The organism is Paraburkholderia sp. 40, from assembly GCF_050434105.1.
Lineage (GTDB): Bacteria > Pseudomonadota > Gammaproteobacteria > Burkholderiales > Burkholderiaceae > Paraburkholderia > Paraburkholderia tuberum.
Genome location: NZ_JBNPVY010000001.1, coordinates 121,343 through 140,741 on the forward strand (window position 1 = coordinate 121,343; position 19,399 = coordinate 140,741).

The window sequence follows — 19,399 nt, forward strand, 5'->3', positions numbered from 1 at the left end:
AAGGAGGTCATCTTGCTTCCAGACCGTCTTGATGAGCGCATTGCCGAAGCGATCAGCCACACGATTGCAGAGGAGCGCACCACTGCAGATACCGCGTCGCCCGCATGGCGGGCACGGTGCGAGGTTGCCCAGATCGCGAAGTACAGCGATCCGGATCGCCGCGTCTTTCTTTCCCACATTGCCGAACGCCGCGGAGAGGCGGCAGCACACGAACTGGAGCATTCAGCCAGCGAGTTGCGCACCACGGCCATTTTCTTTCTAGCAAGGAAACCCTCATGAACGCAGTAGTCAATCTGGTCAACGGCCCTGTTCGCAGCGTCGTTGAAGAGCGGGCGTTGCGTCCGCCGGTGATCGGGCACATTCGCCCGGGCATTAAAGTCCTCACATCGAAAGCCCGTGGCAACGCGCGTGCGGTCGATCTGTACAACACGATGGTCGCAGCAGGTGATTCGTTCGATACGATCGCTTCCGTGCTCGAATCGAAATGCAACCTGAAAAACGCGCTCGTGCCGAAGAACACCGCATATTTCACCTGCCGCCGCTCGGACTTCAATAATCCGGACGTGGCCGACGAAATCCTCCGGCTCTACGGCGAGGACCGCGGTGACGGCGTGAAGCTCTACCGGTTTCCCGTACTGTTCGCGTTCAATGACTGGATGCAGAACCTGCCGAACCAGATGACCGTATACGGCACAAATGGTCGGAAGTTCTTCTCCCAGTACGAGCGCGACGGAATCCGCTATTGCATGACATATGCAAAGATCGAGCGCGATCCGCGTGCGCAACGTGCCGTCCGGCACTTCGGCGGACGCACCGTCATCCGTCGTCAGGACGAGGCGATTCCGGACGGCATCTGCGATCCGGAACAGTGCCCGCAGTATCAGGCGCGACACTGCAACCTGTCTGCGAGTTTCGTGTTCGCAGTGCCGGACATCAAAGGGCTCGGCCTTATTGAATTGCCGACGAACTCAATCTACGTTCTGCAGAAGGCCTACTCGGCGATGCAGACCGTGCAGCTTGCTCGGGGCAAACTGACAGGCACGCGATTCTGGATCACAAAGCGTGAGTTCGATATTACGCGGATCAACGAGCACGGCGAGGCAGTGAGAGCGAGCCAGATGCTCACGGTACTCGATGCAGACATCGATATCGGTGCGTTGCTCGACGCAGCCGATGATGCGCCTTCCGCGCTGGAAACGGCGAGCCGGGCGGTAGCGCTGATCGAAGCAGGCGGCAATGTCGTGCGGCTCGGCGGCGAAGTCGATGCGGCGATTTGTAACGCGGTTGCTGAAGGTGCCGTGATGGACGCGTCGGGCGAGCCGGGAACGGAAGCGGGTGCTGCTGTCGGTGCGACGGACGCTGGCGCAGCCGAAGCTGCAGCGGCGGTTTCCACCGCGTCTCCTGTAGCGGGGCAAGACACTGCGGCTACCACCGGTCCGTTGCTGCAACACGTGCTTGCCGCACAGCCGGCAACTGCCGGATCGACGGAAACGCTTGCAGACAAGCGCGACCGGATGTCCGACCTGCTGCAACGGCTTGGCCTGAGCGCCGAGGATCGCAAACAGGAGTTCCGCATCTACGCCCATACGAGGTTCGGGCGCGGCTGGACCGAGCGCGAGCAGGACGTCGACCAGATGAACGAGCGACTCGTGCAGGCACTGACCGACCGTGAAGCGTTCGATCGCGAGATCGGCGCGGCCAGACAGCCGACGTTTCTCGACTGACCTGACGTTTCTTCAATCCTTGCCAGCCCTTCGGGGCTGGCTTCCTTCCTGCTTCTTTCCTGTTTCGATTGCGAGAACATTTCAGCAAGCCCGCGTTTGCTCAAATGCTTTCGACCGCGCAACTGCGCATCGAAAAGAGCCCGCCCCGGCGGCCCATTTCCTGTCTGGTTTTCAAGGAGTCGTCCTGTGCGCAAGATCGGCAATTTCACCGCGTTTTTTGGCGCGGACGATGTGTTCAGCAACTGGCATCCCTGCCGTTTCACCTATCACGACGTTGCGTTCACGAGCGTTGAACAGTTCATGATGTTCTCCAAGGCGAAGCTCTTCAGCGACGAGAAGTCGACTGCAAGGATTCTCGCCGCTCGCGATCCGATGACCCAGAAGATGATAGGCCGCAAGGTGGCCGGCTTTGATCAGCAAATCTGGGTAGCGAAGCGCGAGTCGATTGTCTTCGTGGGATGTCGCGAGAAGTTCGCGCAGAACCCGGGGCTCAGATCCATCCTGCTTGCCACGGCGCCGACCGAACTTGTCGAAGCCAGTCCCTACGATCTGATCTGGGGCATCGGCATAGGCGAGCGCGACCCACGGCTGACTGACCGGTCGCAATGGCGTGGACAGAACCTGCTCGGCATCACGCTGATGCGGGTTCGCGATGCGCTCGCTATGAACTGATCTTCCTTTCTTCACACCCTCGCGGGTGTTCATCCATGAGGCTGCCTTCGGGTGGCCTTTGTGCTTTTTACGGAGGCGAATTTGAAACTCGCTCATTTTTCTGACCTGCATTACGCTCCGGACAATCTGGCCGAATCGGAACGCTGCTTCAGCTTTGCGGTGGGCGACGCGATCGCGGGCGGCGCACAGGTGGGTGTTATTTCCGGCGATTCGACCGATCATCGGCTCGACGCTCATGCACCGTCCCTGCACGCGCTTGCTACCCAGGTGCACCGGCTCGCTAACGCGATGCCAGTGCTGATGCTGCAAGGCACGTTCTCTCACGAACCTCCGGGCACGCTCGACAACTTTGCGTTGATGGGCGGCGCTCATCAGGTGCACGTTGCCGACCGCGTTTCCCAGGTCGCGCTGATCGACGGCCGCTTCTGGCCCTCGACAGGTCCGGTCTTTTCGGATGTCGAGTTGAAGCAGTTCATCGCCGTGAAGCCTGAAATCGTGTTCACGTGCCTTCCGACGGTCAACAAAGGCCAACTGGCCGCGAGCGTTGGCGCGCTCGCTGCCGGTACGGAACTTGGCGATGTGCTTGCCGCATATCTGGCGGCGGCAGGCCGCGTGAACACGCAGCTTCGGGCGGCGGGTATCCCGACGGTCGGTGTCTCGCACGGCACCGTCAATGGCTGCACGACGGAGCATGGCGTGGTGATGGCGGGCTTCGATCATGAATTCTCGCTCACTGCGCTCTTCGAGGCCGAATGCGATGGGTTCATGCTCGGCCATATCCACAAGGCGCAGCAGTGGGCGCGCGAGGGAAGACTGGTTGCGTATCCCGGCTCGATCGGCCGGTTTCATTACGGCGAAGAGGGCGAAAAAGGCTATCTAGCGTGGGACGTGCAACCCGGTCTGGCGAGCGCAACGCTCATCGCGACGCCATCGCGTCAGACGGTCTGTATCGATTTCGACGGTCCGCCCGATATGGCGCGCCTTGCTGAAATCGCCGCTGACGCCACCGACAAGTTCGTGCGTGTGCGCTGGCAGGTCGACGAGGAGCATCGGCAGGCCGTCGATCGCGAAGCCATCAAGGCGCTGTTTTCCGGCGCTGCGGGCCTCAAGGTCGAATCGCGAGTCCTTCCCATCGTGCGTAGTCGCGCCGAGGGCATCAGTCTCGAGACGACGGTGGAGGGAAAGCTCGCACGCTGGGCCGAACTGACTGTCGTTGATGTCGGTCCGCTTCAGGAGCGCTTGCAGTTGCTGGTCTCGTCAGAGGTGGAGGCGATCGCATCAGATGTTCTGGCGCGCATCGACTCACAACCGGACGAGCGGTCTGATCCGCAGACGCTTGCAACCGTGCTGCCGTACCCAGCGGTCGGTGCCATCGCGGCAGATGCGCCGGCAGCTTCCGCGGTGCCGTCGGCGCCCGCTGGCACTGAGCCTTCAACGCTGGACTGGCTGAATGACGATCTTTTTGCGGCATAGCCGCCATCTAGCGGGAGTGGCCTGTAAGGCGCTCCCGCGCGGGACACGAGTCGTGTTCCGGTAGCACGTCATCCGCGTGTTACCGGAACCGGATTTACCCGCGTCTCTGACGCATCGATCGCAGTTCGCTGCATCCATTTTTTTCTTTTAACCCTGGCGGGGAATCATCCCTCCAGGGGATGCACTCCGCCGATTTTTCTTCGGAGTGTCCTCATGTTTGGTCTTTATCCAGCCGGCGCCAGATGGGTCCGGCACTTTTCGGCAGCACGTGCGCCTCGCGACATCCAGAAGGTCCTCACGGTCCACGCCGGATTCAGCGCAGGCATTTTCCATCAGCCCTTCGGTGAGAGCCGCGGCGCGGTAATCGCGCAGAAGGGTCGTTTGCTGGTACTCGCGGAACGCATTGACTCAGTCAGTGCCGATCTTGCGCTGGTGCCGGACGTGCAGATGCAGAACCTGCTGTGGTCGTTCAACAGCGGTTATGCGAATCAGTGGGGCTCGCGCGAGCTCCGCGTGCTGACAGGTTGCGACAATTGGGATGCATTGCTGCGGCAGGCGAGCGCCGATTACGCACACGCCTGCAACCTCGTTGAGGAAGCTGTCTCAGGCACTCTCGAGGCGAAGGTGGACGAGAAGGTGGCCGCTGAAAAGCTCGCCGCTGAGAAGGCGGCTGCGGTAGAAGTGGCTGACGCACGTCGCCCAGCAGATCCCGTTGCCGGCACGATGTACGCCAACGACGACGATGTGCCGTGGCTGCCGTCGGACTATCTCTTCGATGCACCGCATCCGGAGGTCGCCTCATGCGCCCACTAAAGCTGACCCTGACGGGTTTCATCGGTGTGCGCGACGGTATGAAACGCGAGAGCGTCTCACTTGATCTCGCGTCGCTGCCGACGGGCCTCATCGCGTTGACAGGTCCGAACGGCGCGGGGAAATCCACAATCATGGATAACCTGCATCCGTACCGGATCATGCCTTCGCGGGCGACCAAGCTTTCTGTCGACGGATTCTCGTACTGGGACCACCTGTACGGAACGCACGCGCTCAAGGAGTTTGAATGGGAGCACGGCGGCGTCCACTACCGCTCGTCGTTCGCATTCCGCAAACCGGGGAAAACCGGCAAGGCTGAGTATTTCCTTGCATGGTGCGACCCGAGCGGCACATGGCAACCGATGCAGACCGGAGACGGCACTGTGTCTGACGGGAAAGCCGAAACCTACGATGCGTGCGTCGAGTCGGTGTGCGGCTCGCTGGAGTCTTTTTTCACCAGCGTATTTTCCGCACAGAACCGCCGACCACTCGCGTCCTATGGCGCAAGTGAAATCAAAGGGCTGCTCGCGGAGCTTCTGCATATCGACCATCTGCGCGCGCTGTCGGCGAAAGCCGGCGACGTCGTGAAGGTTCTCGGTCGCGCGCTCGATGCTACACACCAGCAGCTTGTTGCACTCGGGGCGAAGCGCGACCGCGTTATGCAGATTGATCAGGCCATCGCTTCGGATGTCCAGTCAGTCGCCGCGGCTCGGGAGAGCCGGGAGGCACTCAATGCACGTGCGGCCGCGCTGACCGATCAGCGCGCAGTTCTGGTGGCAAAACAGACTGCGAACGCGGATGCGCAGGCCCGGTTGAGGGAACTGGCCGGACGACGCAGTCAGATCGCGTCGTCACTGCAGGCACTGGTGAATGACGGCGTGGCTGACGATGGCCGCTTTGCGCAGCGACTGTCGGCCTTACGCGAGTCGATTGCCGGTCACAACGCGGTGATTGCCCAGCGTGACGCCATCCTGGGTGCCGCCGCCGCGCGCGATCGTGCCCAGGCCCGTCTGGCGAGCCTCGAAGCGCGTGTGGAGCCCATCCAGCAGGCCATCGCAGCACTGGAGGCCAAGCAGCTGGAACTGACCGCGGCCACTTCGCGCATCAACGGGCTGACGTCCGAGGGTGAGTCGAAGGCGTCGTTGCTGAAGTCTCTGGAACTGCAGGCTAGCGTGGTCGCTGCCGTTCCCTGTGCGGGTCACGCGATGCACAACACGTGCCCTCTGCTTGCCCAGGCGCGTGAAGCCGATGGGAAGGTTCCCGAGCAGCGCATTTCGCTCAACAACCTTCGTGTGGCGTTTCGCACGAGCCGTGAAGCGGTGGATCGTCTGACGCCCGAAGTGCAGCAGCTTGCAACGCGACGGGCCGAACTCAAGACGCTGTCCGGGGAGATTGCAGCCTCGCGGCGTGATCTGCAAACGGCGCTCGATCTTGCGGCGCGCAAGCCATTGCTTGATGCAGCAACCGAAGGCGTCCGCAAGGCCAGTGAAGAACTGGACGCTGTGGAAGCCGAGGCGAAGTCTGTTCGCGAGCGACGACAGGTACAGCAGGAGAGCCTGTCGTTGCAGGCGAGCGAGCTCCACGCAGAGGTTGCGCGGCTCGGTGTCGAAGACGTGACGGCCGCCATTGCTGATCTGGACCGGCAACTGACGCAGTGTCGCGACGGCATCACCGCAGCCGATGCGCGGATCGAATCGCTGATCCGTTCACAGGCAACGCGTGAAGTGGAGCGGCAGGCAATCGCAAACGAGCTGGCGGGATTCGACGCGACGCAATCGCGTGCGAACCGCATCTCCGATGAGATCGCCAGCTGGAAGCTGCTAGCGAAGGGTCTGGGCAATGAAGGTGTGATTGCCCTGACGATCGACGATGCAGGCCCGGCGCTGACGAAGATGGTGAACGACCTGTTGCTTGCCTGTTATGGCATGCGCTTCACGGTCGAGATCCAGACTCAACGCGCACTGGCAAGCGGCGAACTGCGCGAGGGATTTGAAATCCTCGTGCACGACGCTGATATCGACAGCACCAAGGCAGTGACGGTGATGTCGGGTGGCCAGAAGGTCTGGATCAACGAATGTCTGACGCGCGGCATTGCGCTGTATCTGGCCAGTAATGCGGGCCAGCCGTATCAGACGTTGTTCAGCGATGAGTCCGATGGTCCGCTGGATCCGCAGCGCAAGCTGCAGTTCATGCGGATGAAGCGGGAGGTATTGCGGCAGGGCGGTTACGAGCGGGAGTTTTTCATCTCGCAAACGCCGGATCTGGTTGCCGAAGCTGACGCCGTTATCGACGTAGAGGCGCTTGCCGTCTGAGCGTCAATTTATCTTTCAACCCTGTGGGGATCGCTCCCCACAGGGGCGTTCCCTCGCTTTTTTTCAACGAGGAACGCCATGAAACAGAAGTACGACATGTATGCACGAGCCGGAGCAGTCACCGTCTCGGTTCGGCCTGCAATGCAGCGCACGGGCACTGTTCACACCTACGTCCTGAACGGCACGCTCCTGCGTGACGTCCTCGTCGACGGCAGGTGGGTAACGCACCACGCCAGCATCCCTTTCGAATCGCGGGCCGCGTAAGCGGCCTTCCTTTTCATACCGAGTTCACTAAATGCAAAACCTGATGATGCTGCTTCTGGCAGCAGGCAGTTCGACGCTGTGTGCCTGCACGATTCAACCGCAGGCCCAGCCTCAGCCGTCGAGGCACGTATCGACGATTGTCATCCAGCAGCCGCGAGATGAGCCGGGCGACTTCATTCTTTGCAACGATGGTCGCGTGCTGGTTTTTCCGGTCGCGCACCCGAAAACCTGTTCCTGATCCGCAAGGCCTCGACTTCGAAAGAGTGTCGGGGCCTTTCGCATGGGAGAGCCTTCATGAAAAAGCAGATCACTACCGCGGCTGCAATTGGCGCGTTGCTTGCCATTGCATGCCTGTTCTGGGAGCAGCAGTCGGCGGCCGCTTTGTCCGCAACTGCAGGCAAAGCGACACGCGCACCTGGCGTAAGCCAGTCGCCGTTCGACCGGCGACTGAAAGTAGCCGTGTCCACGGGCACGCGACGCGATTCGCGTCACGGCGACTGTGTGCCGACCTAACCTCTGACGCACCTTTTACTCACCCGCCGGGGCAAGCCTCCGGACGGGGAGCCTGCCCCAGCAATCCTCTTGTGGAGCAGGCCAAATGACTTACTCTTGCACCGATTTTTTCGACGACGTGATGCGGTGTCTCGCCGATTCTGGCGCAATCGCAACCGATGAAGTTCCGGAGAACAACCTGGGCGCCGCCGCGGATCTGGCGATGGCGGCTATCGTTACGATGCATCGCGCGAGCCTGTCTTCGAATTTCGTCCGTGAGCTTCTGGATGAAGTTGAAACCCCTGGCACCGTAGCCGAAGAACATGGCACCGGAGCGCTCGCGTTTCTGTTCTACCTCCAGGCCGCGATTCTTAACGACACATTTGTCGAGGCGCGGAATCACGATGACGCAGGTCTACTTGCGCTCATCAGGCGTCTTCCGACAGGCGTCACCTGGATGACGCATATCCGGGTCGTGGAGTCTTCCTGGCCTGCACGATTGCCCTAGGGGCTCGCTCCCGCAGGGGCGTGATCCCCACTCTTTTCACTATCCCTTGCGGGGCACGCCCGCGAGGAGCTGCTCCGCATTTTTTTTTGGAGTAGCAAATGACTATAGGGCCACGCATGCCCGGCATGCCGGCGCTGCAGAAAAACGCCAATGTAGATGACGGACTGATCGTTCGAGTGGGCATCCCTCATAGCGGCGGTCGGCTCACGTTTCACGCTTTCAACGAAGGGTACCCGGCGATGGTGTCGGCGTCTGCCTTCTGGAACCGGAAGACCGGCCGCTTTCGTATCCCGCGAGCGACCGATCTGACGGAAATCGACTTCGCCCTTGATAGCGCGGGGTTCTCGGCGATGAAGCTTTTTCAGTCAAAGGGTGGCCAAAGCGGGATTGCGGGCGTCTATCCCTGGACCATGGAGCAGTACGTCGAACTGGCGTCGTCTTCCGGGGCATCCTGGGTGGCACAGCCGGACATGTGCTGTGAACCGGAGCTTGCTGCGAATCAGGATGCGATCGACTATCGGGTGAATGCAACGGCGACGTTGCTGGAAGGCATGTTGCGAGTGGTTTATGCGTGGCAGGACCAGCTTGCGGCAACTTGCAGCGCGGAGGCCGTTCAGAACACCATCCGAATTCCGGTGCCCGTTGCGCAGGGGTGGGCAGTTGACGATTATCGGCGAAGCATCGACCTGCTGCTGCAGGTGTGGCAGCGGTGGATGCCGTGGGTTGCGGCGCCGGTTCTGATCGGCCTCGGTTCGGTCTGCCGACGGCACCTGACGGATCCCCGGCATGGGCTGTTCGCCGTCCTGGAAGGGCTGGAAGCGCACCTGCCGACCGGAGCCAAACTTCACCTGTTTGGCGTGAAAGGGCAGGCCCTGGAGCGCGTCAAGATGTACGACTGGGTCGCCAGCGTCGATTCCATGGCGCCGGACTTTGCTGCGCGGGTCAAGGCGCGGCAGGCAGGGACGTCGAACACCATCGCTCATCGTGCGGCCGAGATGGATCGCTGGATGAGAAGTGCGTCGCGGCGGGCCGCGCCAGGGGTCGGCGATCAGTTCCGCCTTGCTTTCAACAGGTGAGCGCCAATAGTGTCTTGATCAGCCCGTGGGTTCCTCTGGAACCCCGGGCTTTTTTTTCGTCTACGACAGGCAGCGTCGCATACCCTCGTTCGCATGCACTCGAACTCGATCGTCCACCTGGCTCGGGAGGCGTTAGCAATAAGCCAAGCCCGAGTCGGTGGAATCGCAGGTCGCGAACCCGCTGCGTTATCAATGCGCCCAGCATGACGTAGATTCTTTAGCGACAGAGACCGGCCAGGAACGTCAGTCGACATACGACCTTGCATTCTAGACAATCGCGATCCAGAGCGAAGGCAGCCGCTGGCTAACCTACGGATTGAAAGCCGTGGTGTGTCTCACAATCGCCTCCGATTTGCACCCTATCTACGAGCTAGAAGTAGGCCCTCCAGAAGTCAGTTCGCGGCTTAGCGCGCGTGACCGCATTGATCCAGTCAGCAAGCGCCTGCAGCTCCGCTTCTGCCTGTGCGGTGTCTATCTCGCCACCTCGCCAAGCCATCCAAACCCTCTGGAACATTCGCTGCGCGACGGCAGGCGGGTGGATGCTGTCATTCCCCATCATGCCCTCAACCGTCCAGCCGCTCCATGTAGGATCCGCGGTGCCCTGCCAATCAGCACGGGCGGTGTTCGCTCCCCTAGTGATCTCCATGTGGTCCCGTTCGAGTTCGATCTCGTACGTGTCGTCATGGCCCCAACGCGGGCTGAAAATCTGCAACTCAATTGTCGGCATGCTTATCTCTCGTATGGTTGTTGTACTGCCTAATTCGCGTGGCGGTTGTTCGGCTGCCCTGATCGTTTCCAATTTACGTAGGAAACAATCGCTCGCGCAATTCCTCGCAACTACCATCAAGTCCGGGAAACAACGCACCGGCAGTTATGCCCATCAGGGCCAATTCTCGCATCACGGTCTCTCGTTCCTTCGCCGGGATGTCGATAGCGGTCAGGTACCGCCTGGCGTGAAGCTTCTCGACAAAATCAATGAACGACTCTACATCATCGACATTCGTGAGCGCGGAGAGCGCTTGCTGAGGAATGAGCCGTTCGTTTTCGATCGCCAGGAACTCCATCAGAGAAAAGTGCGGGAGGGCGGGGGCCGTAATTGAGATCGGAACTACGCTATCGCGCCACTGTGCCTGGTCAAATAGAAATATTCTTATATTGCCGGCGTTGCGCTTCTTCGAGTCACTGATGGTTATTTTTCTAAAGGCGAAGAACGCAGCAACGAATGGGGAGTAGGTCCAGTCAATTAAGGGGGTAGGAAAGCCGTGGTGTTGGGCGAGATGCAGGAACGCACCGTTCTCGTCGCTAATTTGCCTGTTGAAGATGTGGCGCGTGCGTGCGCTTAAATGGCGGTGTAACGTCGGAAGATCGTCGAGGGTGTAACGCAATAGATCCGATCGACCAGTTCGATGGAAGTGAGACCGCAAACGCCAAGGCCTTTGTTGACCACGGAAGACGTACTTTCGTGGTGGGAGCCCAGTAACATGGGTCTTAAACTCGGCCCAATTCATCGTTCGAGTAGGCAACTCAGACGGTCGAGTTGGATCGTTTCGAGTGAGCGCGGCGTTGCCTTGTCGGTTGATGTCGGAATGCCAATGCACTTCCATCTTCGAGTCTGTCCAGGTCAGTACGGCCTGTGCCTTCTTGGCGATTTCTATGTTAGGAAATACTTGGGATACCTGCTCCCACATCACCAAGTTTTGAAATTGAGGATTCACTGGGTTAAGGGAGATGGCGGCAAATGCCCGATCGGGTGCCGCGTAGATGGACCATATCTTGCCGACCATGACAGGTGTAGCGGTCTTGGGAAACATAATGACGCTGCCCACTGTCTGGCCTGACAGTTCCTCAAGATCGATTACTAGCGTTCCCTCAATTTCGGTTGCTTGAAAGCTACCGGTCCATTGCCCCACTAGAGACGGCGTCTTGGCTGTTTTTGCTTTATTCAATTTCGATCCGAGATGTGTCAGCTTGCCTTCCTCACGGAACCACGTTCGACCGGCCCTCCGTCTGTGGATCCTTCCCGTCGCAGCAGTCTACGATGAACCGTACCCAGTTCTCCATCGCCTTCCCTTGGTCAACTGGCCCTCCATTATCCCCCGGAGCGCTTACAACTGTATTTGGTCCCAACACGCAGACGGTGATGCGCCATTTGAACGACCGCTACTGGGCGAGTCGAGGGTCTCCTATGGGTCCGTCTACGGCCAACCGGGGCTAGGCAACATAGCGATAGGTTTGGCGCGAAAGCAGGCTGGCCGCATCGATTTCGACCATCCGGCCGGGCGCCAGTGGTGCGACTGTCAGGTAAGGCTCGATTCTGAGGGTCCTTGCGGGACGGCAGCGGCTGTGCCTGGCGGATATGCGCTTGTCGAGCTAGAGGGCGTCGATGCCGACGTCGAAGAAGCCATTGCATCCGGTGCAGCGGAATAGGCGCCGCTTGAGTTCGGCCGCCGTCCGCTTCCTTGTCCGTTTGAAGCCGTGCGGTCGCGCCTCTACCTCCTTCAGGCAATGCGGGCAGTCCATCAATGGCCATGGAGCTTTGAGGCCAAGCCGCACATGCCGTTCAAAATCGCCGGCCGGATCCAGGACCAACAGCCACTCCCGGAATCGCCTGACCCAGGCCTTTACGATTTCAGGCGTCGTCCCGAGTCCAGCTGCGGCATGTGCAAGCGGCCGTTGCTGCGAAAGCAGAGGCAGGAATCGATAAAGGATGTCCTTGCGCAGCATGTTCGCCAGCGGCGTTCGGGTCGCCCGCGAATATAAGCGTGCGCACGCACGGCACTGGAACTGAGGCAAAGGCGAGCGCGCGCGCTTTGCAGAGACCAGTCGAGTGTTGTCGCTGCCGCAATGCGGGCACGGGGGAGGTTCTACGTTGTCGGAGAGGATCTGGTCGACGTGGCTTTTCAGAAAGCGCGTCAGTTCCTTGTCCTCAACGTGGCGCCGCGGAAGAGGACTGTTGTGACGCAGCGGGCCGCCGAAATCAAACCGGCCTGCGTCGAGGGGTGAGAGAACCGGCGTCGGCACGGCCACCGATGCTATGCGGGGCTGCGTTCTGACGGAAGCGGATTCGACACGTGGCAGATCCGGGGCCTCTAGTCCAGCGCGTCGGCGGCGCTCCGCCGCGTTGAGCGCGAGATCAGTGGCGACGATGACTGGTATGTCACCTCCGGTCGTGCCAGCGTCGAGCGGCCACACGTAAGCGCACGACGGACACTTCGCCCGCCGTTGGTCGTCGGCGGTGAACCCGCCGTTGTTCAGTTGTCCATCATGGCCGCATTTCGGACACTCCCCGTGCGGCCGATATTTCAGGCCGAGCCTGACGAGCGGCGTCCAATGACCCTCGGGATCGTGGAGCGCGATCAGTTGCCGGAAGCGCATCAACCAGTTCGAGATGGCGGCGTATTCGACGCCCAGACGGCGCGATACCTCCTCGAGCGGCACCGGCTGGGACAGGAGCAGGAAGAACTCCGGCATTTTCTTCGCGAACCGGAGGCGGGCAATGGGGCTGCCCGTCAGTCGTGTATACAAACGACGGCAGTCGACGCACCGAAAATACGGCACTGCATGATACTCATTCGCCCGCTGGTGCAGGCGGCTGCACGCGCTCGCGCAATGCGGGCAACGCGGCACCGGAGTCGCGTCAGCCGAATGGAGCTCCGCCCAGAGGCTACCGACGAAGGCGGTAAGGGCGGGATTTTCTGTGTCGCCGTACTCCCGCGCTCTGCCGTGCGTGATTGGCTCGTGCGCGTCGAAGACAGCCTGGGGGCTAAGAGAGCGTCCCGGGCGCTTGGTGGAATGAGCTTTCGGACCTGCCATCGGGTTCTGACGATGTGAGTTGGAGCGGTGAGTGTAAAGGGTACTAGGTGCGCGTCCGGTCAATGGGCGTGGTGCTTGAAGTTGGGACGGTTACCGCTGCGCTCGGGTGCCGCGGCGTCAAGGCGCGCGTGCCCCCAAGTCCGCCTGGAAATAGGGCGAATGGGTCTGCATTCGGACGAGGACGGAAAAGTGCATCAAGACGTTCCCTTAGTCAAACGGCGCCCCGCGCGGCATTCCCGCACGATTGTTTTGACCTCTTCCCGACGAAGATTAGGATCGAACTTCCTGGCTTCGACGATGTGTGCGATGAGGTCATCGTCCACGCTAGCCGGCAACAGGAGTTGCATATCGCTCAGCGTCAGATGCACGATGGCGTCCCAGCTATCGCCAAATTTTTCATAGCATCGGGCATAGAGTTTAATGGTGTCGCGAGAAAGGCTGGCCACGTCCGCCATGTACTGATAGGCGGTACCCCTTGCCTGCTGCCGTATAGCGGGTGTGTCTCCGTCCCTGTCGACACAAGCTGCTTCGTAACGCTCGACGACGCGGAGGATGGCTCTGCCCGCCTCCATGTGGTAACGGGAAGCGCAGCGGATGCGTCCCAGATGGTCGATAAGATCTTCTCCCGCAGGGGGTGTCAGCTCGAGCGCTGCGTCCAATTCGGTGGTGCGTTCGTCTGGCTGTACCGTTAGCCCGTTCATCGTTCCCTTCTCGCATTTTGTCGACAGCCTCATCAGCTTTCGGCAGCATCCGTGAAAACTTTAAGTAGATCGTTGCGCAACTCCGACACGTCCATTTCATTCCGGGCGCGTGTCAGGCCGACATAGAGCAAGCGCTTCTCTTCGTCGGTCATCGTAGTGCGGCCGTCGTCTTCCGTCTTGAACCGGAAGTCGCCGCAGACCTTCACCCTGTTCCATTCAAGCCCTTTGGCGCGGTGAATTGTTGAAACCACATAGTCCGCCTCTGCTTCCGGCGAGGCGCGCGACAGGAGGTCGCGCAGATATGCGGTGCCCTCCCGATCGATAAGCTGAACGACCGGCAGCAGATCGCGGCCTGCGTGGGTCGCCGCGTATTGCTGGACATCCCGCCATGTTTCGAACAGCGCGAGCGACGCCGGGCTGAAGGTGCGTTGGCCCCGCATCAGGCGATCTGCGCCGTCGGCGAATGCAAGGATCTCCTCCACGTTCGCCCGCACGGCGACCTTGTGTCCACGCTGCAGTCCGTTTGCCAGCGTCCCGATGACGGTCACGTTCTTGCGGCACAGGATCGCGTCGAAGCGCCGGGTAGGGTCATGCTCCTCGAAGAAGGTCGATGAAACGTTGGCCTGGCCGCGAAGCGGTACGGGCTCTCCGAGCAGCTTCAGGATGCGCGACGCCAGCGCGGCAAAGTGCGGACCGAAGCGGAACGACTCGGTCAGCGCGCACTCACGCGCCTTGATGTATTCCATCGCGTTGACCGCGCCGCGCCACTCGTAGATCTGCTGATAGGGGTCGCCAACATAGATGACCTGCGCGTGCTCCTGGCGACGCAGGACCGACAGCATCAGACCGTCGCTGTCCTGCGCCTCATCGAACAGGATGAAATCCGCGCCGATCTGCGGCCGCGACCGCTCCCACGTCTTCAGATACGTGTCCGGCGTGATGGCGGTCTTTCCCTGCGGGTCGATACTCTCGTTCCAGTGGCGCTCCACGAAGGGCAACAGCATCGCTCGCAACTCGTCGGCCGACTGCTCGGTGATCATCTCGTCGACTGGAATGTGCCACGCCTGCGGCTCGTCCTGAGCAGACCGGCAAAAGCGAGCAGCGCCGTCGGCAACGAGCCGGCCAACCTGGAAGGCGGATAGCTCGACATTCTTGCCGATAATCGTGGGAACGCGGATGGGCCCGAGTCCGTACCTGGCGGCAAGCAGGTGAGGCGGCTCCTTCGGGAGATTCAGCCGCGCGGTCAGCGCCTTGTCGGTGGCCCGGAAGGCGACCGAATGGACCGTCTGACACATGACGTTGCGCGGAAACTTCCGCCTGGCTTCCGCCGCAATGTCCTTATTGAAAGCGAGGTACTGGCCACGCTTCGTGCTGAACCGTTCTGCAATCATCCCGAGCGTCGAGGTCTTGCCGGCGCCGGCGTACGCCTTTACTTTTACCGTCGCGCCTGAGGCCACCGTCTCGAGTGTGTCGAGCTGCTCGTCAGTCGGCTTGAGAATTTTCATGCTCTATCGAGGAGTGGTGGACAACCAACGGGTGTGATGTGCGTTGCAGGTCATCGGTACTAATACTGTCAAACATTCTGGCAGGTCGCCGTGCACACCCGCAGGCGAAAGACGGCGTAACTGCACCGCCTTTCGAGTTAGCGAGCCGGGCGACCTCGTCACACGTCTAGCGCAGTGCGTTAGTGATGTCGCGCGGGACGGGAACGGGCTCGGCATGGCTCGTCTGAACGCGGGTGCGCCCGGCGACAACCGACTCGGACCGGATCGCGACCCGTTCGCGAAACAGGCCGCGGCCCGTCGTGACATGTGTCGCCTCGTAGGGATTGCCGCGCTTGATGTAATCCCCCACATCGAAATCGATTGGAAATAGCGACGACTCACCGCCGCTCTCGACGACGAGCCGGATGGCGTTCAGCGGCACGCCGCGCAGGTGAATGTCGAGGATGCGATTGAGGATCTGGTCACGGACGATGGACGACTCCATCGGACCCTGGTAGTCGACCCTCGTTTCAAGCAGATGGACGACGGCCAGACGTTCCGTCGCTGCGGTAAAGGCAATGCGGAACTGTAGCGCGCATGGCCGGCCCGTTTCATCGGGATAGGCCATGTCCATGAAAGCAGTTCTGTAAGGCATGTAGCACTCCGAACAAAGGTTGCGCCGGAACCGATGAACCGGCACAACCAGCCTACGGAGTGGGGTGCGAAGTCAAGTCGTCAGCGCGGTGATGGTGGCGCGAAGTCGCGTGACGGTGCGCTGACTGGCGAGACCGAGCAACGCGCTCGTCTGCTCGTTGGTCCGGCCCGACAGCAACTGGCGACGCGCGAAGGTATTGCGCAACACACGCGGGCTCATGTCTGGCGCGACGAACCCGATAGCGTCCAGTGCTTCGCGCACGATCGCACCGAGCAGGACGTCGTTGATGGGCTTGTCGTCGGTCCGCGGAGCCGGAAACAGGAGCGTCCCATCCGACGCAGGATGCGCCCGCTGCCACGCGGCTAACGGAGGCGTTGAGAACGGGGGCAGGGCGACTGTGCGTTCGAGGCGTGCGCCCCGTTTTGGAACCCGCACCTGCGGCCGTATGTCGTCGATAACGATATCGCGCCAGCGAGCGCCGCGAAGTTCGGCCGCAGTGAGTCCTGCGCCGAGCAGCAGCGCGACCACCGCCCGGTTGCGGCACAGGCGGGCGTCGTCGCCGGCGTCGGGTTGAGCGTAAGCCTGCAGCATTGCGTCGGCGGCCGGATCGAGAAAGAGCGGTTCGGGCTCATCCTCTGGCCAGGCGGCCGAGAGTGCAAAAGGTGCGGCGGGATTGCTGTCACGCAGACCCACGTCGACGAGGTGGCGACATAGTCGATCGATCAGCTTGACGTAGCGCAGGCGTGTGGTCGTGCCCGGCGCGCAGCGGTTTTCGACGTCGCCAAAGAATGACTCAAGGTGCTCGGGCCCAAACGTCGCGAGTGCCACGCCGCGGGTGAGCAGATGGCGTAGGAACCGGTCGAACATCGCCTTGTGCTGCACGATCGAGCGTTGGGAGAACCGGCGGCGGTCTGCGCCGGCCGCCTCTGTCGTCTGCCAGTGGAGATAGGCGGAGTGCGGCTCGGCACTCCACAGGTGCGACTCGTTCATGGCATTGATCACCTTATATACTGAACTAGCGTCATCCCTACACCTGGCGAATCTCCGATCCGCCATCTTGCCTCCAGGAAGAGGGGCGTACCGTGCCGCCCCCATAGGCGTCGCAGATCGCACGCAGGCACGCAAGCGGACCGCCCGGGACGATCTTTGCAGCGCACGCGAGCATCAGGTTGAGGGAAAGCCCGAAGTCCTCGACCAGATAGCCGCGCTCGCAAACATCGCCGAGCGCGGTCGCAATGCACGGCACGCGCTCGCGCAACTCCGTGACATCCTCCCTGTAAGCCCAAATGGGCTTCCCAAGCGCAGCCGCAAACCCGATCTCGAATGCAGTGCCACTATCCGGCTCGCCAACGCCACGAAAGTCAGCCACATTGGCCATCACGATATCGGCGCGGCGAATGGCGGCCGCGTTGGCACGATAGATCCACGCGGCCTTGTCTTGAGGCGACAGGTTCGCCGGCGCGATCGCGTCGAGCGGATAAAGCCCCTCGAATCCCAGGCTGGTGCAAAGTCGCTGCAGCGAGCGACCGTATTCCAGTGCGTCGGGGCGAAACACGTCGAAACCCGCGAGATAGATCCGCGCCTTTCCGGCGCCGTCGTGTGCCGCAGTCATTCGGGGATGCGAAAGCGTGCGAGGTCCTGATCCTTGATCCATCGCGGCGCCCGCCCGCGCCCGCTCCACGTTTCGCCAGTCTCGGGGTCTCGGTACTTTGCGGCCACCGGGCGTCCCGCGTCCTTGCGCCGCTTGCCAAACACCTGGTCAGGCGTAAAGCCGAACTCCGCCACAGTCTCGCGGACCTTTTCGAGCGCGGACGCAGCTTCATGCTGTCGTGCCTCTGCGATGAGTTTTTCAAGCTTTTCTTTTTCCGCGAGCAGTTCCTTGTATCGTGCCATCGTCTTGAATTTCCGTTGTGGATGATGGACGATTCTACCAGGCCCGAATCGCTGTCAAGTGCCCATCCCTGACTCGCAGGCGGAGATGTGATGTTCGCTCCGGTCCTCGCCAGCGGCGGCTCAACTTCACATTTGCAATAACGACTATCGATGAAAAGAATTTCTGTCCGTCGCTCGAGCGTTCATGGTCGCGGCGTCTTTGCGTTGCAGCCGCTTAGCGCAGGTGAACTCATCATCGAGTACACCGGTACGGTTATGAGCTGGAAACGCGCGGTAACCCGCCATGCGAAATTCGGCACTGAGGGACATACGTTCCTGTTCGGGCTTGCCGACGGTCGGGTCATCGACGGCTCGATCGGCGGCAACAGCGCACGATGGATCAACCATGCGTGCGTCGCGAACTGTGAAGCCGTCGAATCCGAGGGGAGAGTACTCATACACGCACTCGCGAATATCAGGGCCGGCGAGGAACTGTTTATCAGCTATGGACTGACGACAGAAGGCCGCGCTTCGGCATCGGTACGAGCGCAGTACGCATGCCGTTGCGGTCACCGTCGTTGTCGCGGAACCATGCTCGGCCGCAGATGACGCAGCGGTAGCGTTCCGGCTGCGTGCCTTGTAACGGCGACAGTCGGTCCGTCCGATATTCAACGGTCACCCGCGCTGAACGCTTTGCTCTACGCGGCGATGCATCCAGGAAGCGCTTTCCTATGGCTTTTCGTTCGAAAGCGTAGCGATCCTTCGCGCGTGCAGGCGTTCACGAAGTAGGACCTTGGCTACAACCGGTAAGTCTGCGGCAAGCTCATTGCAACTTTTGTGAGCCAGCACCAGGTTGGCGAGTCGCCAGGAGCCGCCGTCCTTTTCTGACAAAAGATGTTCCAACGTCACGTCGCCAGTTCCAAGCGCAACGCCGCAGTAAAAGCAGTTGTCCCCGTCGCGCGCTCGCAAGCTCTTCAGGCGTGCCGCCCGCTTCTTCTGGCTCGGGTTCGCGGTATCTCGGGATCGCGGCGCGGACGGTAAAGTACCGTTTCCCGCCGGCCGCAGAAGTCTGATCGCCATCGGCTCCATGCGGATGACTTCGGCTGCCCCCTTCTCGAGCAGCGCAATCGCCCGCGATAAGGAACAGTTCGCCACCGCGGCGCCGTTCAGATCGAAGACCGCAACCGCTGACATGATCTGTCGGGCCTTAATCAGTCAACGTAGATGCTCATCCGCGGCTCGCCAGGGCGCGCTCGATCTTCTGATCGGTCTTGTACTGGCTCAGTGCGTAGACGGACCAGATTGCGGCAGGAATCCAGCCGATCAGCGTAATCTGAAGCAGCAGGCAGACTATTCCCGCGAACGGCCGTCCGATCGTGAAGAACTGAAGCCATGGGAAAATCAGGGCGAGCAATAAACGCATTTTTGTCCTTTGTTGATTGAGGTTTTCTCAGAAAGCACCGACGCCGGTCGTGAGACGAAGATGCTCCGGTAGCGGTGAGTATCAAAAGGCCTGGCTTTCTGTGTTATCGGCCGCGTCCCG

23 protein-coding genes are annotated in these 19,399 nt (G+C 61.0%); 12 read left to right on the forward strand and 11 right to left on the reverse strand.

Annotation, left to right across the window (positions count from 1 at the left end; genetic code table 11):
* The first annotated feature begins 12 nt into the window (after nucleotides 1–12).
* From OKW28_RS00615 to OKW28_RS00665, 11 genes are all read left to right on the forward strand, one after another.
* Entirely contained in the window at nucleotides 13–279 is a 267-nt protein-coding gene (locus OKW28_RS00615; RefSeq protein WP_429442998.1) for a DUF7696 family protein, read from the forward strand.
* Nucleotides 276–1,724, forward strand: coding sequence for a hypothetical protein (locus OKW28_RS00620; protein WP_429443001.1), 1,449 nt, complete (start codon nucleotides 276–278; stop codon nucleotides 1,722–1,724). Before OKW28_RS00615 ends, OKW28_RS00620 begins: the two co-directional genes overlap by 4 nt.
* Before the next feature lie 186 nt (nucleotides 1,725–1,910).
* Nucleotides 1,911–2,396, forward strand: coding sequence for an NADAR family protein (locus OKW28_RS00625; RefSeq protein ID WP_429443004.1), 486 nt, complete (start codon nucleotides 1,911–1,913; stop codon nucleotides 2,394–2,396).
* 81 nt (nucleotides 2,397–2,477) lie between these two features.
* Nucleotides 2,478–3,869 carry a metallophosphoesterase family protein gene (locus OKW28_RS00630; protein ID WP_429443007.1) on the forward strand — a complete coding sequence of 464 codons (1,392 nt, stop codon included), beginning with the start codon at nucleotides 2,478–2,480 and terminating at the stop codon, nucleotides 3,867–3,869.
* A 213-nt stretch (nucleotides 3,870–4,082) separates the two neighbouring features.
* On the forward strand, nucleotides 4,083–4,682 hold the full coding sequence (locus tag OKW28_RS00635) for a hypothetical protein (RefSeq protein WP_429443010.1): 600 nt from the start codon (nucleotides 4,083–4,085) through the stop codon (nucleotides 4,680–4,682).
* Nucleotides 4,670–6,991: an SMC family ATPase gene (locus OKW28_RS00640; RefSeq protein ID WP_429443013.1), complete on the forward strand. Its 2,322-nt coding sequence runs from the start codon at nucleotides 4,670–4,672 to the stop codon at nucleotides 6,989–6,991. Before OKW28_RS00635 ends, OKW28_RS00640 begins: the two co-directional genes overlap by 13 nt.
* 78 nt (nucleotides 6,992–7,069) lie before the next feature.
* The gene (locus OKW28_RS00645) at nucleotides 7,070–7,255 is read left to right on the forward strand and encodes a hypothetical protein (RefSeq protein ID WP_429443016.1); all 186 of its coding nucleotides are present in this window, start codon (nucleotides 7,070–7,072) and stop codon (nucleotides 7,253–7,255) included.
* Between the two features lie 31 nt (nucleotides 7,256–7,286).
* Nucleotides 7,287–7,493: a hypothetical protein gene (locus tag OKW28_RS00650; RefSeq protein ID WP_429443018.1), complete on the forward strand. Its 207-nt coding sequence runs from the start codon at nucleotides 7,287–7,289 to the stop codon at nucleotides 7,491–7,493.
* Nucleotides 7,494–7,549: 56 nt separating this feature from the next.
* Nucleotides 7,550–7,768: a hypothetical protein gene (locus tag OKW28_RS00655; RefSeq protein ID WP_429443020.1), complete on the forward strand. Its 219-nt coding sequence runs from the start codon at nucleotides 7,550–7,552 to the stop codon at nucleotides 7,766–7,768.
* Nucleotides 7,769–7,853: 85 nt separating this feature from the next.
* Nucleotides 7,854–8,255, forward strand: a complete 402-nt coding sequence (locus OKW28_RS00660; protein ID WP_429443022.1) for a hypothetical protein — start codon at nucleotides 7,854–7,856, stop codon at nucleotides 8,253–8,255.
* A gap of 125 nt (nucleotides 8,256–8,380) precedes the next feature.
* Entirely contained in the window at nucleotides 8,381–9,331 is a 951-nt protein-coding gene (locus OKW28_RS00665) for a DUF7221 family queuine tRNA-ribosyltransferase-like protein (RefSeq protein ID WP_429443025.1), read from the forward strand.
* 370 nt (nucleotides 9,332–9,701) lie between these two features.
* Here OKW28_RS00665 and OKW28_RS00670 read toward each other — a convergent pair whose 3' ends face one another.
* From OKW28_RS00670 to OKW28_RS00710, 9 genes are all read right to left on the reverse strand, one after another.
* The gene (locus OKW28_RS00670; protein WP_429443028.1) at nucleotides 9,702–10,058 is read right to left on the reverse strand and encodes a hypothetical protein; all 357 of its coding nucleotides are present in this window, start codon (nucleotides 10,056–10,058) and stop codon (nucleotides 9,702–9,704) included.
* 73 nt (nucleotides 10,059–10,131) lie between these two features.
* On the reverse strand, nucleotides 10,132–11,277 hold the full coding sequence (locus tag OKW28_RS00675) for an FRG domain-containing protein (RefSeq protein ID WP_429443030.1): 1,146 nt from the start codon (nucleotides 11,275–11,277) through the stop codon (nucleotides 10,132–10,134).
* 424 nt (nucleotides 11,278–11,701) lie between these two features.
* Complete coding sequence (locus OKW28_RS00680) at nucleotides 11,702–12,802, reverse strand: DUF746 domain-containing protein (RefSeq protein ID WP_429443033.1); 1,101 nt, start codon at nucleotides 12,800–12,802, stop codon at nucleotides 11,702–11,704.
* Between the two features lie 536 nt (nucleotides 12,803–13,338).
* Entirely contained in the window at nucleotides 13,339–13,845 is a 507-nt protein-coding gene (locus OKW28_RS00685) for a hypothetical protein (protein WP_429443036.1), read from the reverse strand.
* Between the two features lie 32 nt (nucleotides 13,846–13,877).
* Nucleotides 13,878–15,350, reverse strand: a complete 1,473-nt coding sequence (locus OKW28_RS00690; RefSeq protein WP_429443039.1) for a 3'-5' exonuclease — start codon at nucleotides 15,348–15,350, stop codon at nucleotides 13,878–13,880.
* A 166-nt stretch (nucleotides 15,351–15,516) separates the two neighbouring features.
* A complete protein-coding gene (locus OKW28_RS00695; RefSeq protein WP_429443042.1) occupies nucleotides 15,517–15,963 on the reverse strand; it encodes a hypothetical protein in 447 nt (148 codons plus the stop codon).
* A gap of 93 nt (nucleotides 15,964–16,056) precedes the next feature.
* Nucleotides 16,057–16,974 (reverse strand): tyrosine-type recombinase/integrase, encoded by a 918-nt coding sequence (locus tag OKW28_RS00700; RefSeq protein WP_429443254.1) that lies wholly within the window; start codon nucleotides 16,972–16,974, stop codon nucleotides 16,057–16,059.
* A gap of 37 nt (nucleotides 16,975–17,011) precedes the next feature.
* On the reverse strand, nucleotides 17,012–17,596 hold the full coding sequence (locus tag OKW28_RS00705) for a nucleoside 2-deoxyribosyltransferase (RefSeq protein ID WP_429443045.1): 585 nt from the start codon (nucleotides 17,594–17,596) through the stop codon (nucleotides 17,012–17,014).
* On the reverse strand, nucleotides 17,593–17,877 hold the full coding sequence (locus OKW28_RS00710; RefSeq protein ID WP_128597431.1) for an H-NS family nucleoid-associated regulatory protein: 285 nt from the start codon (nucleotides 17,875–17,877) through the stop codon (nucleotides 17,593–17,595). Before OKW28_RS00710 ends, OKW28_RS00705 begins: the two co-directional genes overlap by 4 nt.
* A gap of 150 nt (nucleotides 17,878–18,027) precedes the next feature.
* Between OKW28_RS00710 and OKW28_RS00715 the strand changes: the two genes are divergently transcribed.
* Entirely contained in the window at nucleotides 18,028–18,465 is a 438-nt protein-coding gene (locus OKW28_RS00715; protein ID WP_128597432.1) for an SET domain-containing protein, read from the forward strand.
* 120 nt (nucleotides 18,466–18,585) lie between these two features.
* Here the strand turns inward: OKW28_RS00715 and OKW28_RS00720 are convergent, their stop codons facing one another.
* Nucleotides 18,586–19,050 (reverse strand): HNH endonuclease, encoded by a 465-nt coding sequence (locus tag OKW28_RS00720; protein ID WP_201703443.1) that lies wholly within the window; start codon nucleotides 19,048–19,050, stop codon nucleotides 18,586–18,588.
* Between the two features lie 34 nt (nucleotides 19,051–19,084).
* The gene (locus tag OKW28_RS00725; RefSeq protein ID WP_027800237.1) at nucleotides 19,085–19,279 is read right to left on the reverse strand and encodes a YqaE/Pmp3 family membrane protein; all 195 of its coding nucleotides are present in this window, start codon (nucleotides 19,277–19,279) and stop codon (nucleotides 19,085–19,087) included.
* Nucleotides 19,280–19,399: the final 120 nt, after the last annotated feature.

Excerpts from the sequence above, each read along its gene's own strand:
- OKW28_RS00620 (WP_429443001.1), top strand. The coding sequence starts at position 276 with ATGAACGCAGTAGTCAATCTGGTCAACGGCCCTGTTCGCAGCGTCGTT.
- OKW28_RS00635 (WP_429443010.1), top strand. The coding sequence starts at position 4,083 with ATGTTTGGTCTTTATCCAGCCGGCGCCAGATGGGTCCGGCACTTTTCG.
- OKW28_RS00640 (WP_429443013.1), top strand. The coding sequence starts at position 4,670 with ATGCGCCCACTAAAGCTGACCCTGACGGGTTTCATCGGTGTGCGCGAC.
- OKW28_RS00645 (WP_429443016.1), top strand. The coding sequence starts at position 7,070 with ATGAAACAGAAGTACGACATGTATGCACGAGCCGGAGCAGTCACCGTC.
- OKW28_RS00650 (WP_429443018.1), top strand. The coding sequence starts at position 7,287 with ATGCAAAACCTGATGATGCTGCTTCTGGCAGCAGGCAGTTCGACGCTG.
- OKW28_RS00655 (WP_429443020.1), top strand. The coding sequence starts at position 7,550 with ATGAAAAAGCAGATCACTACCGCGGCTGCAATTGGCGCGTTGCTTGCC.
- OKW28_RS00660 (WP_429443022.1), top strand. The coding sequence starts at position 7,854 with ATGACTTACTCTTGCACCGATTTTTTCGACGACGTGATGCGGTGTCTC.
- OKW28_RS00665 (WP_429443025.1), top strand. The coding sequence starts at position 8,381 with ATGCCGGCGCTGCAGAAAAACGCCAATGTAGATGACGGACTGATCGTT.
- OKW28_RS00670 (WP_429443028.1), bottom strand. The coding sequence starts at position 10,058 with ATGCCGACAATTGAGTTGCAGATTTTCAGCCCGCGTTGGGGCCATGAC.
- OKW28_RS00680 (WP_429443033.1), bottom strand. The coding sequence starts at position 12,802 with ATGCCGGAGTTCTTCCTGCTCCTGTCCCAGCCGGTGCCGCTCGAGGAG.
- OKW28_RS00685 (WP_429443036.1), bottom strand. The coding sequence starts at position 13,845 with ATGAACGGGCTAACGGTACAGCCAGACGAACGCACCACCGAATTGGAC.
- OKW28_RS00690 (WP_429443039.1), bottom strand. The coding sequence starts at position 15,350 with ATGAAAATTCTCAAGCCGACTGACGAGCAGCTCGACACACTCGAGACG.
- OKW28_RS00695 (WP_429443042.1), bottom strand. The coding sequence starts at position 15,963 with ATGGACATGGCCTATCCCGATGAAACGGGCCGGCCATGCGCGCTACAG.
- OKW28_RS00700 (WP_429443254.1), bottom strand. The coding sequence starts at position 16,974 with ATGAACGAGTCGCACCTGTGGAGTGCCGAGCCGCACTCCGCCTATCTC.
- OKW28_RS00705 (WP_429443045.1), bottom strand. The coding sequence starts at position 17,596 with ATGACTGCGGCACACGACGGCGCCGGAAAGGCGCGGATCTATCTCGCG.
- OKW28_RS00710 (WP_128597431.1), bottom strand. The coding sequence starts at position 17,877 with ATGGCACGATACAAGGAACTGCTCGCGGAAAAAGAAAAGCTTGAAAAA.
- OKW28_RS00715 (WP_128597432.1), top strand. The coding sequence starts at position 18,028 with ATGAAAAGAATTTCTGTCCGTCGCTCGAGCGTTCATGGTCGCGGCGTC.
- OKW28_RS00720 (WP_201703443.1), bottom strand. The coding sequence starts at position 19,050 with ATGTCAGCGGTTGCGGTCTTCGATCTGAACGGCGCCGCGGTGGCGAAC.
- OKW28_RS00725 (WP_027800237.1), bottom strand. The coding sequence starts at position 19,279 with ATGCGTTTATTGCTCGCCCTGATTTTCCCATGGCTTCAGTTCTTCACG.